Raw genomic sequence first — 10,739 nt, 5'->3', positions numbered from 1 at the left:
GCGGCCGACCGCGGTCGCCACCGGCACCGCCACCACCCCCGCCCAAGGGTCCGAGGTCACCCGCCCGCTCGACCCGCTGCTCAATAGCGGAGTTGACAGAAGCACGACCTTGACGACAGGTGCCGACGCACCGGATCGTCGACGGTGATCGTCGCCTGCTCGTTGATGACCCAGCAACTCGCTTTTCAGGCCCTTGGCACTTTTCTGGCGCCCGCGCGGGATACCGGACTGGCCGGGCTTGAACTGATGCTGCGCCGGCGGCCCGCCGCAACCGACCCGCTCCTCCGCGGCCCCGAATTCTTCAGCCGGCCCGTCGTTCGGCATCTGCTCCTCCGACATGATCCGCCTCCGCTTCGCCGCGCTCGGACGCGACCTCATCCCGGTCGCTTCGCGCAGGCGATGCAGGGCCGTGTCGCCACTCCATGCACCGATAGCGGATCGAGCCTATGACCGGGAGGCGCACGCAATCGCGGACGCTGAGACCGGTTCGCTCAGGCCTGCGTGGCCCACCATTCCCGATCGATGCGCGCGACCAACGCCAGCGCGGCCGCGACGAACGCGGCCAGCGTGAACCAGGTGAGCGCATAGGCTAGGTGGTGGTTGTGGAAGCGCACCTCGGTCAACCCGGCGCGTGGCCACGCGCCGGCGCTCGCCGATCGGTCGGCGTCGATGAAATAAGGGGCGACGCCCGTCAGCCCGCGCCGCCGGGCGATCGCCGGGACGTCGCGGGCATACCAGCGGTCGGCGGCCGGATCGTCGGCACGGGGCCAGCCGCCGCCCGGTTCGCTCAGGCGCAACAGGCCGGTGATGGTCACCGACCCCGGTTGGTATGTCGCGGGCGCTCGCCCGCCGTCGGGCACGAAGCCACGATTGACGAGCACCGACCAGCCATGATCGGTGACGAGGGGAGTCATCACCCACCGGCCCGAGCCGAGCGCGGTCACCGCCCGGACCGGCGTCTCGCGGTCATGGCGGTAGCGTCCCGTGACGCGCAACCGGCGATATTCGAAACCGGGCGCGTCGATCCGCGACCACAGCGCCGGGCCGGGTGCCGGGGCCGGTGCGGCGGCGAGGCGGGCCTCGATCCGCGCGATCAGGTCGAGCTTCCAGCTCCGCCGCGCCAGCTGCCAGCTACCCAGCGCGACGAAGCCCGTCATCGACACCAGTCCGAGCGCGAACAGGATCGCCCATACCCTGCGCGACGGCCCCGTCGGCCCGGTCCTGGCTTCCCCGTTCACCGCCCTATCCTATCCGATCCCGCGCCCGGGAACAGCCGCGCCCAGCCGCCGTTGACGGGCGAAGGAGTTTGCCATGACTGACGATCCGCGCGTCGAACGCGACATTCCCGCCGAAAACGGCCGCCGCGCCCGGGTGCTGCGCAACGGCGAGGTACGCGGCAGCGGCGTCGGCGCGGGCGGCGGCAATCCGGGCGAGGATTTCGACGACGACGAACATGGCGGCGCCGGGCCGTCGCCGACCGGGGCGACCGCCGCGACCAAGGGCAGCCCGGCGCAGGGCGCGGGCGACCGCGACCCCGGTCCCAAGGGTCTGGCCGAGTGACGGGGGCGGCGCGGCTGGCGCTCGCGCTGCTGATCGCGGCGCCGGGCCTCGGTGCCTGCGCGACCGATACCAGCCTGCGGCGGAGCGACACCGCGCGTATCGCCGGGCGCACCTATGTCATCACCGGCGCGTCGAGCGGCTTCGGCCGGGGCGCGGCGGTACGGGCGGGGCGGCTGGGCGCGAATGTGGTTCTCGCCGCCCGGCGGGCCGAGTTGCTGGAGGAGGTGGCCGCCGAGATCCGCACGGCGGGCGGGCAGGCACTGGTCGTGCCCACCGACATGGCCGACGCCGACGCGGTGGAGCGGCTGGCCGGGGCGGCGGTGGCGCGGTTCGGGCGGATCGACGTGTGGGTGAACAATGCCGCCGTCGGCGCGGTCGGATCGTTCGAGCGCATCCCGGTCGCGGATCAGGCGCGGGTGATCGACGTGAACCTGAAGGGCGTGGTGTACGGCGCGCACGCCGCGATGCGCCGCTTCGTCGCGCAGGGGCATGGCACGCTGGTCAATGTCGGGTCGGTCGAAAGCGTGGTGCCCTTGCCTTATCAGGCGACCTATAGCGCGACCAAATATGGCGTATTGGGTCTCGCCCGCGCGCTGAACGAGGAGATGCGGCTCAAGAAGCTCGACCGGCACATCCGCGTCGCGACGGTCATGCCCTTCGCCGCGGACACGCCCTTCTGGACGCACACCGCCAATTATTCGGGCCACCGGCCGCAGATGATCCTGCTCGACCCGGCCGACAAGGTGGCGGAGGCGATCATCTGGGCATCGGTCCACCCGCGCGAGGAACTGCCCGTCGGGTGGAAGGCGCAGGCCGCGGTGTCGGGGCACAATATATTGCCCGACCTGACCGAAATCGTCACCGCGAACATCTATCACGACGCGCAGATGCGCGACGCGCCCGCGGGATCGCCCGACACGACCGGCAGCCTATACCGCCCCATGGAGGCCGGGCGCGGGGTCGATGGCGGCGTCCGCGCGCGGATGGAGGCGGAGAAGCGGGCGCGCGACGCCGCCCCGCGCTGATCACTTCGCGAGGATGAGGTGAAAGCCGGTCTGGCGACCGTCGAGATAGCGCACGCGCCGCCCGTCGAAATAGGCGTCCTCCTCCGTGCGGAATTGGACGATCTGCCCGCCCCATTCGGGCACGGCCTGGGTGTGCGACAGCTCGATCGACCAAGCGGTGTCCGCGCGCAGCTTGTGCGCCCCGCGCTCGCCCGGCCACTGGTCGTCCCAGAAACCGATCGCCGCGCCCGCGCCGTGCCCGTGATGGCCGATCGGGTGCGAGTAGATGGTCGGGCGCAGCCCCCGCGCGATCGCGGTCGCGCGTGCTTCGACCAGCATGTCGTTGCCGGTGCGCCCCGTCCGGAACGCGGCCGTCAGCGCGTCCTGGACGCGATTGGCCCCTGCCAGCCCCGCCTTGAGCCCGGCGGGCGCGTCGCGCTCTCCGGGTTTCAGGACATAGGCGAGGTGCTGCGTATCGGTGGCCAGCCCCAGATACATGATGCCGAAATCGGTCCAGAGCATGTCACCCGGCCGGATCACCTCGCTGCCGCTCAGCTCCGCCGCCTTACCCTGACGGAAAATGTGGAGCGAGGGGTGGAACCAGGTGGTCAGTTTCAGCGCGGCGATACGTTCGCGGAACCACCATGTCACGTCGTCGGCGGTGGTGTGGCCGGGCGCGATGACCTTGTTCGACAGGCCTTCGGCGATGATGGCGTGGGCGGTGCGGACGATGGCGGGATAGTGCGCCATTTCCGCCGGGATGCGCGTTTCCAGCCAGCCGACCGCGAGTTCCTCGCCGGGGACAATGCGGGCGCGGTGGCGTTCGGGAAGGGCGGCGACCAGCGCCTCGTGCTGGCTGTGGGTCAGCCCGTCGCCGAACGCGGTCGCGGCCGAGACGTTGAGCGCGATGCGTTTGGGGTCGCGCTCGGCGACCAGCTCGGCCAAGCGCCGCCACTGGTCGGGCTGGGTCTCGGGCGTCCAGGCGGGGGCGAACAGCCCGCCCAGCCCGTAGCGGCTGACGGTCAGCCGCTCGACAGGCTTGCCCGCACCGGGATCGAAGAACAGGAGGATCGTGCGCCGGCGCGCATGCAGGCTCTGCGCGTCGAGCATGGTGAGGACGACGGGGTCCTCCGCATATTCGCGCGCGACGAGGATCCACATATCGATGCCCTGCTCGCGCATCAGCCGGGGCACGATCGTGTCGAGGCGCTCGGCGAGCCAGGCGTCGCGCAGCTGCGCCTGGTCGCGGAGCGGCATGATGAGGGGCGGGGTGGAGAGGAGCGTCTCGCGGTCGGTGGCGGGCGCCTGCGCGACGGCCGGGTGTGCGACCAGCATGGCCGAGGCCGCGAACCACCGGATCATCCCACGCCTGCTCGTTCTCGTTGGCATCGTCCGGCTCCCCGCTTGTCCGAACGCCGGTCTAGGCGAAAGCGCGCGCGGGGCGAAGCGGTTCAGCGCGGGAGCAGCGCGGGCAGTTCGGGCAGCAGTTCGTTCGCCAGGAAGCCGACCGGGCCGACCTTGCCCGCGAGGATGCGGCCCGCCTCGCCGTGGAGCCAGACGCCCCAGCACGTCGCCTCGAATGCGGGCAGCCCGCGGGCCATCAGCCCGCCGATCACGCCCGCCAGCACGTCGCCCGAGCCGCCGGTCGCCAGCCCGATCCCGCCGCCCGCATAGCGGACGAGGCGCCCGTCCGGCGCGGCGATCAGCGTACTCGTGCCCTTGAGCGCCACCGCCGCGCCGAAGCGGCGGGCCACCTCGAGAGCGCGGGCCTGCGGGTCGGCCTTGACCGCCGCCGCGTCGCAGTCGCACAATTCGGCCATCTCGCCGCCATGCGGGGTGAGCACCAGCCGCCCCGCACAACCCTCCAGCTCCTCCGCCAGCGCGCCCGCGGCGGCGCAGGCGGCGGCGTCGAGGACCAGCGACAGCGCCGGGCGGGTGGCCGCGGCGATCGCCTGGACCAGCCGCCCGGCGGCGGCGCGGTCGATCATACCGGGGCCGATCACGCCCACATCGATATGGTCCAGCGTGTCGAACAGCGGCGAGTCCGGCCGCACGACGATCTCCCCCGATTCGTCCTCGTCGAGCGCGATCGCGGCGGCTTCGGGGAACAGCACCCCCAGCATCAGCGCCGCCGACGAGATCGTCGCCATGCGTACCTTGCCCGCGCCGACGCGCAGGGCGGCCTCCGCGGTCAGGCGGATCGCGCCGGGGACCTGGCGGCAACCACCGACGGCCAGCACGCGGCCGCGGCTATTCTTGTCGGTGTCGCCCTGCGCCGTGGGAAAGGGGTTGGCCGCGCGCCAGGCGGTGTCGAGCTCGATCGGAGTCATGCGGCGACGCCCGTCCGGTCGGGCGCGTCGGTGACCGCGACGGGGCTTTCCTCGACGGGCGCGGTCTCGTTGTAGCGGTGGAGCACCAGCCCGCCGCCGCGGCCATGGGCGGGGTCGTGACGATATTCGGTGACCGAGCAATTGGCGACATCGCCCGCGCGGTCGATGGCCAGGATCTCCTCCTCGCTCAGTCCCTCGATGACGTAGCGCAGGCACAGCACGACCACCTGATGCGCGACGATCATCACGCGCTTGCCGGGATGGTGGAGCGCCACCGTGTCCATCACCGATCGCAGGCGGAAGATCACGTCGCACCAGCTCTCGCCGCCGGGCGGGCGGTGATAGAATTTGCCCAGCAGCCGCCGGAACGCCGCCTGGTCGGGCAAGGCGGCGGCGATGCCGCTGGTGGTCAGCCCGTCGAGGACGCCGAACTCCTTTTCGCGCAGCCGCTCGTCGACGCAGATTCGCTCGGCGGCCGCGCAGCCCCCCGCCGCGCGGAACAGCCGCGCGGTTTCTCGCGCGCGCAGATAGGGAGAGGCGAGCATCACGTCGGGGCGGCCATGCGCCTCTCCCTTGGCGAACCAGCGGCCCAATGCGGCGGCCTGTTCCTCACCGCGCGGGGACAGCGGCACGTCGACGTCGCGTCCGCTCACATCGATCCGGTGCGCGCCGACGGCATCGGCCGCGAGGCGCGCGACATTGCCCGCGCTTTCGCCGTGGCGGACGATCCACAGGATATCGGGCCAGCGCTGCGGCACGGCCTGGGTCAAATGGGTGCCCTCGGCGCCGTTACATCATGTTCCCGGATCATGGCCCGTTGAACGACGCATGCGCGGACGCGGTTCCCCGCGCCGTCAGTCGTCGGCACGGTGCAGCGGGCGGCGAAGCGCCAGGTCGAACCCGTCGCCGGTGGCGAGCACATGAAGGCGTACGTCGTGCATCGACAGGGTCCGCTCGGGCCGCGCCTCGGCGATGTTGCTGTGGGTCACCCCCGATCCGTCGACCACCGTCACCGCGCCCGATCCCAGCACGCGAAAAGTAGCGCCGGTGACGAGGATCGCCGTGTCCTCGTCGACGCCCACGCCCAGCACGCGCGGGTTCTGGGCGACCGCGCCCAGCAACCGCCCGATCCGCCCGCGCTCGGCGAAATGCTGGTCGATGATGATATGGGGCATCAGTCCGAGCCCCGGCGCCATGTGGAGATCGCCGATCCGGTGCGACACCGATCCCGAGCCGCGTACCAGCATCGTGTCGCTCATCGCCGCCGCCCCCGCCGAGGTGCCCGCGATCAGCCCGCCGCGCGCATGGATCGCGCGCACCGCCGCCTCGATCGGCGTGCCCGCGATCTGGCTGGAGATGCGGAGCTGGTCGCCCCCGGTGAAGAAGATGCCCGCCGCGTCCTCGAACAGATGGTTCATCTGGCCGCCCAGCGTGTCGCCGCGCTCGTGCACATAGAGTTCGACGATCTCGGTCACGCCGAGTTCGGCGAAGGCGGCTTCGTAGGCGTCGAAATAGCCCTCGGGCGCGCGGCTGGCGACGGTGGCCAGGACGAGCTTGCGGCCCTGCACCCGCTCGGCGATGGCGCGCAGGATCACGCGGTCGCCCGTCTTGTCCTCGCGCCCGCCGATGATGAGCAGGGGGCCGGGCTCGGTGCCGGATTCAGGCCCGATGTCAGTCATGATCGATGCGCTCCAGCAGATTGTCGGGTCCTGGCACGTAGGAGACCACCTGGTTCCAGATGCGCTCCACGGCGGAAGGCATGATGACGATCAGGTCGCCGGGCCGTGCGGCCTCCAGGCAGGCCTGCGTCGCGATCTCCTCGCTGGGCAGGCGGTGGAGGCGGCGGGGGTCCTTGCCGGCTTTCAGCGCGCCTTCGCTCATCAGCGCGTTGATCGATCCGGCGGGGCGGCCGCGCCCGTCGGGCGCTTCGCGGAACATGATCTCGTCGAAGATGCCCGCCGCCAGTTCCCCCATGCGCAGCAGGTCCTCGTCGCGCCGGTCGCCGGGGATCGACACCACCCCGAAGACGCGGCCGTGATTGGGGCGCATCGTGTCGATCAGCCGGCCCAGCGCGGTGATCGCGGCCTCGTTATGCGCGTAATCGACGATCACGCGGACCCCGTGCGGGGCGTCGTGGATGTTCAGCCGCCCCGGGCTTTCCTCGAACGAGCTGGAGAAATGCGTCAGCGCGCGGCGGATCACGTCGATGTCGATCCCGTGCGCGGCCGTCATCGCGGCGGCGGCGAGCGCGTTGGCGATGTTGAACTCGGCCGATCCCGCCAGCGTCGCGGGGATGTCGGCGGCGTCCAGCAACGGTTCGCGGTGCGTCGCCCGCCACAGCGCCAGCGTGCCGCCGAGCGGGCCGGGCTCGCGCACCACCGCCAGCCCGCCCTCGTCGATGTGGCGGCGCAGCGGCGCGCTCATCGCCCCGACGCCCTCCGCGCCGCCCTTCATCGAGAACCAGACGAGCCGCCCGCCCGCATGACGCGCCATGCGCACCGTCATGGGATCGTCGGCGTTGAGCACGCAGTGACCGCGCCGGGCGACCGATTCGGCGACCACCGACTTGACGCGCGCCAGCTCGTCTACCGTGTCGATCCCTTTCAGGCCCAGATGGTCGGCGGTGACGTTGAGCACCGCGCCGACATCGCAGCGGTCGAAGCCCAGCCCCTCGCGCAGGATGCCGCCGCGCGCGGTCTCCAGCACGGCGGCGTCAACCGTCGGGTTGCGCAGCAGCATCCGCGCGCTCCTGGGGCCGCTGGCGTCGGCGGCGACGAGCAGTCGGCCGTCGACATAGACGCCCGAGGTGGTCGTCATGCCGACCCGCATCCCCGCCTCGCCCAGGATGCGCGCGACCATGCGCGCGGTGGTCGATTTGCCGTTGGTGCCGGTGATCGCGAAGACGGGCACGCGGCTCTGGCTTCCGCGCGGGAACAGCGCCTCGATCACCGGGCGCGCGACGTCGCGGGGTCGGCCCTCGGAAGGCTGGAGGTGCATCCGGAAACCGGGCGCGGCGTTGACCTCGACGATCCCGCCCCCGGTCTCGCGCACGGGGCGGGAGATGTCGGGGGACAGAAAATCGATCCCCGCCACGTCCAGCCCGATCACCGCCGCGGCCTGTTCGGCGATGGCGATATTCTCCGGGTGGATCGTGTCGGTGCGGTCGATCGCGGTGCCCCCACTCGACAGGTTGGCGGTGCCGCGAAGCTGCACGGCCTCGCCCGCCTCGGGGACGGTCGCAAGCGTCCGTCCGGTGCCGGCCAGCAGGGTGCGCATCGCGCCGTCAGGGCGGATCCGCGTCAGCACCTCGGCATGGCCGCGCCCGCGCCTGGGATCCTGGTTCACCTGGTCGATCAGCTCGGCGATGCTGCGCTTCCCGTCGCCGACAACGCGCGCGGGGACGCGTTCGGCGCAGGCGACCATCCGGCCGGCGACGACCAGCACGCGGTGATCGTTGCCGGGTAGTTGACGCTCGACGATGACCGATCGGTTGGCGCCGCGGCTGTTCCGCGCGGCCAGGTCGAAGGCGGCGCGCGCGGCGTCCTCGCCCGCGACGTCGGTGGTCACGCCGCGCCCGTGATTGCCGTCGAGCGGCTTGAGCACGACCGGGTAGCGCAGCCGCCGCGCCTCCGTCGCCGCCTGATCGGCGGAGCGCACCACGACGCCGCGTGGAACGGGCAGGCCGGCCGCGTCGAGCAGCGCCTTGGCGGCGTCCTTGTCGCCCGCCAGCTCGGCGCCGATCAGCGAGGTCGCGCCGGTCACGCTGGCGCGGATGCGGCGCTGGCGGCTGCCGGTGCCGAGCTGGACCAGGCTCTGCCCGTTCAGCCGGATGGCGGGGATGCCGCGCCGCCGGGCCGCGTCGACCAGCGCCTGCGTGGTCGGCCCCAGCCGCGCCGCCGCGACGGGCCCGGCGAGCGCGGCCATGATCGCGGGGACGCTGCCCGGATCGTCGAGCTCGTCGGCGCCGAGCGCCGCCCAATTCTCGACCCGCGCCAGATCGGCGGGCAGCAGCGACGCGACCAGCCGGATCGCGTGCGCCCCCGCCATCAGCCCAACATGCTCGTCGCGGTAGCAATAGAGGATATTGTAGACGCCCGGCCGTCCCTTAACCCCGCGCGTCTTGCCGCGCGTGACGGGGTGGCCCGCCATGTTCTGCAGCTCCAGCGCGACATGCTCGATGACGTGACCGAGCCAGGTGCCGTCGCGCAGCCGCCGGACGAACCCGCCGGGCTCGCCATAGCTGCACCCGTGACGCGCCAGCCCCGGCAGCAAGGCGAGCAGACGGTCGGTGAAGTCGGGCAGCCGGTCGCTCGGCCATTGCTCCAGCGTGCCCAGGTCGAGCTGGAGGCGGATCATCGGGCGCAGACTGAAAAGATGCGGGCCGCGATAGACCGCGCGCTCGACGAGGCGGAGCGGCTGGGGCTCCATGTCAGGCGGGGTTGGGCAGACGCGTGATCCAGAGACCGACGGCGGCGATCCGCTCGACCTGGGCGTAGGGCGGCTGGTCGAGCTCGTCGCCGAAGATGTCGGGGTCGAGCTCGTGATAGCCGAAGCCGAAGCGCTTCGGGTCGAGGTCCTGCCGCAGGCGCTCCAGCAGCACGTCGCGCCCGTCGACGATCGAGACGCCGGTGTGGAGGATGAGCTTGCCGCTCTCGCGCAGCAGCTCGACGCCCTCCAGCACCCAGTCGAGCGACAGCTTCGCCCCGTACAGGTCGCCGCCGTCGCGATATTTGCGTCCCGCCTCGTCCATCATGAAAGGCGGGTGGGTGACGATCAGGTCGAACGGACCCTCGACATCGGCGGGGCTGGTCGCCTCGACCTCGCGGTGGTCGAGCCCGGCGAACTCGGCGTTGATGCCCGCCAGCCGCAGCGCCTTGGGATTGATGTCGGCCAGCGTCAGCGCCGTGCCCGGCGCGGCGCGCGCGGCGCTGATCCCGCCGACACCCGCGCCCGCGCCGTAATCCATGATGCGGGCGCCCGGCGCGAGCGCGCCCATGCGCGCCGTGATCAGGTCGGCGAAGCGGTAGCTGTCGGGACCGAGAAAGACCGAATCCTCCGCGATCGTCGGATAGGCGGAATGAAGGAACAGCGTGCCCTGGACGCTCGACACGCGGATGGTGGCGCGGAACAGCCCGTCGCCGGCGGGCTCGACCACCCCCGCCGCCTGGAGCAGTTCGAACAATTCATCCCCGACCGTCGCGCGCGCGAAGGGCAGGCTCCACCCCAGCGCGTCGCGGACATTGGTCGCGCGCCGGCGATCGGCCCGCGCGACAACGCGCGCATGGGTGCCGGGCGTGGCGGTCACGAAGCGATATCCGGTTCCGTCCAGGTGACGGAGCAGCGCCAGCAGCGCGTCTCGGGTCGCGTCGGTCGCGTTTTGCGTCGTGCTCGCCCGTTCCAACACGCTTTCGGAAGTCGAAGTCATTGTTAAGTCACCGCTCTGCCTGGTCCGAACGCGCTTAACCCGTTACGCGCCCCGCTGTTCCCTTCGATCGCCGGGTCGTGGCGAGGGTGCTTGCCTCCGACCCGCGCCCGGTGCTTAGGAACGCCCGAGACGCTTTCGAGAGGACCCGCCATGCGCATCATCGAGCATTTCATTGTCGGCGGCGGTCTTGCTCCGGCCACGCGTCACGGCGACGTGTTCGACCCGAACACGGGCGAGGTCCAGGCGCGCGTGCCCTTGGGCGGCCGCGACGTGCTGGAGGTGGCGGTGCAGGCCGCGCTGGCGGCGCAGCCCGGCTGGGCGGCGACCAACCCGCAGCGCCGGGCGCGGGTGATGTTCCGCTTCAAGGAGCTGGTCGAGGCCAACATGGACGCGCTCGCGCACATGCTCTCGGTCGAGCAC

The 10,739-nt window shown here is 71.9% G+C and carries 11 protein-coding genes; 3 read left to right on the top strand and 8 right to left on the bottom strand.

Features of this window, described 5'->3' with window-relative positions; genetic code table 11:
- Together VF592_RS14285 and VF592_RS14280 are read right to left on the bottom strand one after the other, a co-directional pair.
- On the bottom strand, window positions 1-339 hold a 339-nt coding region (locus VF592_RS14285), incomplete at its 3' end, for a DUF5681 domain-containing protein (protein ID WP_331006307.1).
- 152 nt (window positions 340-491) lie between these two features.
- Window positions 492-1,238: an SURF1 family protein gene (locus VF592_RS14280; RefSeq protein ID WP_331006306.1), complete on the bottom strand. Its 747-nt coding sequence runs from the start codon at window positions 1,236-1,238 to the stop codon at window positions 492-494.
- A gap of 73 nt (window positions 1,239-1,311) precedes the next feature.
- Between VF592_RS14280 and VF592_RS14275 the strand changes: the two genes are divergently transcribed.
- Complete coding sequence (locus VF592_RS14275; protein WP_331006305.1) at window positions 1,312-1,560, top strand: hypothetical protein; 249 nt, start codon at window positions 1,312-1,314, stop codon at window positions 1,558-1,560.
- A complete protein-coding gene (locus VF592_RS14270; RefSeq protein ID WP_331006304.1) occupies window positions 1,557-2,585 on the top strand; it encodes an SDR family NAD(P)-dependent oxidoreductase in 1,029 nt (342 codons plus the stop codon). The genes VF592_RS14275 and VF592_RS14270 overlap by 4 nt, the downstream gene beginning before the upstream one ends.
- On the opposite strand, the gene VF592_RS14265 is transcribed toward VF592_RS14270, so the two are convergent.
- The 6 genes from VF592_RS14265 to VF592_RS14240 all read right to left on the bottom strand — a co-directional run bounded on the left by VF592_RS14265 (window position 2,586) and on the right by VF592_RS14240 (window position 10,319).
- Window positions 2,586-3,926, bottom strand: a complete 1,341-nt coding sequence (locus tag VF592_RS14265) for a M24 family metallopeptidase (protein ID WP_331006303.1) — start codon at window positions 3,924-3,926, stop codon at window positions 2,586-2,588.
- Between the two features lie 89 nt (window positions 3,927-4,015).
- Window positions 4,016-4,894 carry an NAD(P)H-hydrate dehydratase gene (locus tag VF592_RS14260; RefSeq protein ID WP_331006302.1) on the bottom strand — a complete coding sequence of 293 codons (879 nt, stop codon included), beginning with the start codon at window positions 4,892-4,894 and terminating at the stop codon, window positions 4,016-4,018.
- The gene (locus tag VF592_RS14255) at window positions 4,891-5,664 is read right to left on the bottom strand and encodes a histidine phosphatase family protein (protein WP_331006301.1); all 774 of its coding nucleotides are present in this window, start codon (window positions 5,662-5,664) and stop codon (window positions 4,891-4,893) included. The genes VF592_RS14260 and VF592_RS14255 overlap by 4 nt, the downstream gene beginning before the upstream one ends.
- An 84-nt stretch (window positions 5,665-5,748) precedes the next feature.
- Window positions 5,749-6,573 carry a cyanophycinase gene (locus VF592_RS14250; protein WP_331006300.1) on the bottom strand — a complete coding sequence of 275 codons (825 nt, stop codon included), beginning with the start codon at window positions 6,571-6,573 and terminating at the stop codon, window positions 5,749-5,751.
- Window positions 6,566-9,322, bottom strand: coding sequence for a cyanophycin synthetase (cphA, locus tag VF592_RS14245; RefSeq protein ID WP_331006299.1), 2,757 nt, complete (start codon window positions 9,320-9,322; stop codon window positions 6,566-6,568). The genes VF592_RS14250 and cphA overlap by 8 nt, the downstream gene beginning before the upstream one ends.
- Before the next feature lies 1 nt (window position 9,323).
- Window positions 9,324-10,319: a methyltransferase gene (locus tag VF592_RS14240; protein ID WP_331006298.1), complete on the bottom strand. Its 996-nt coding sequence runs from the start codon at window positions 10,317-10,319 to the stop codon at window positions 9,324-9,326.
- 150 nt (window positions 10,320-10,469) lie between these two features.
- Between VF592_RS14240 and VF592_RS14235 the strand changes: the two genes are divergently transcribed.
- Window positions 10,470-10,739 (top strand): aldehyde dehydrogenase family protein (locus VF592_RS14235; RefSeq protein WP_331006297.1); only part of this gene is annotated, 270 nt, incomplete at its 3' end.

The sequence above is a fragment of the Sphingomonas sp. genome, assembly GCF_036388435.1.
Lineage (GTDB): Bacteria > Pseudomonadota > Alphaproteobacteria > Sphingomonadales > Sphingomonadaceae > Sphingomonas.
The sequence above is the reverse complement of the archived record's forward strand: the minus strand, read 5'-3'. Positions and strand labels throughout refer to the sequence as shown.

What these genes read in the sequence shown, in the direction of transcription:
- VF592_RS14250 (WP_331006300.1), bottom strand. Translation starts at nt 6,573, where the DNA reads ATGACTGACATCGGGCCTGAATCCGGCACCGAGCCCGGCCCCCTGCTC.
- VF592_RS14275 (WP_331006305.1), top strand. Translation starts at nt 1,312, where the DNA reads ATGACTGACGATCCGCGCGTCGAACGCGACATTCCCGCCGAAAACGGC.
- VF592_RS14240 (WP_331006298.1), bottom strand. Translation starts at nt 10,319, where the DNA reads ATGACTTCGACTTCCGAAAGCGTGTTGGAACGGGCGAGCACGACGCAA.
- VF592_RS14265 (WP_331006303.1), bottom strand. Translation starts at nt 3,926, where the DNA reads ATGATCCGGTGGTTCGCGGCCTCGGCCATGCTGGTCGCACACCCGGCC.
- cphA (WP_331006299.1), bottom strand. Translation starts at nt 9,322, where the DNA reads ATGGAGCCCCAGCCGCTCCGCCTCGTCGAGCGCGCGGTCTATCGCGGC.
- VF592_RS14260 (WP_331006302.1), bottom strand. Translation starts at nt 4,894, where the DNA reads ATGACTCCGATCGAGCTCGACACCGCCTGGCGCGCGGCCAACCCCTTT.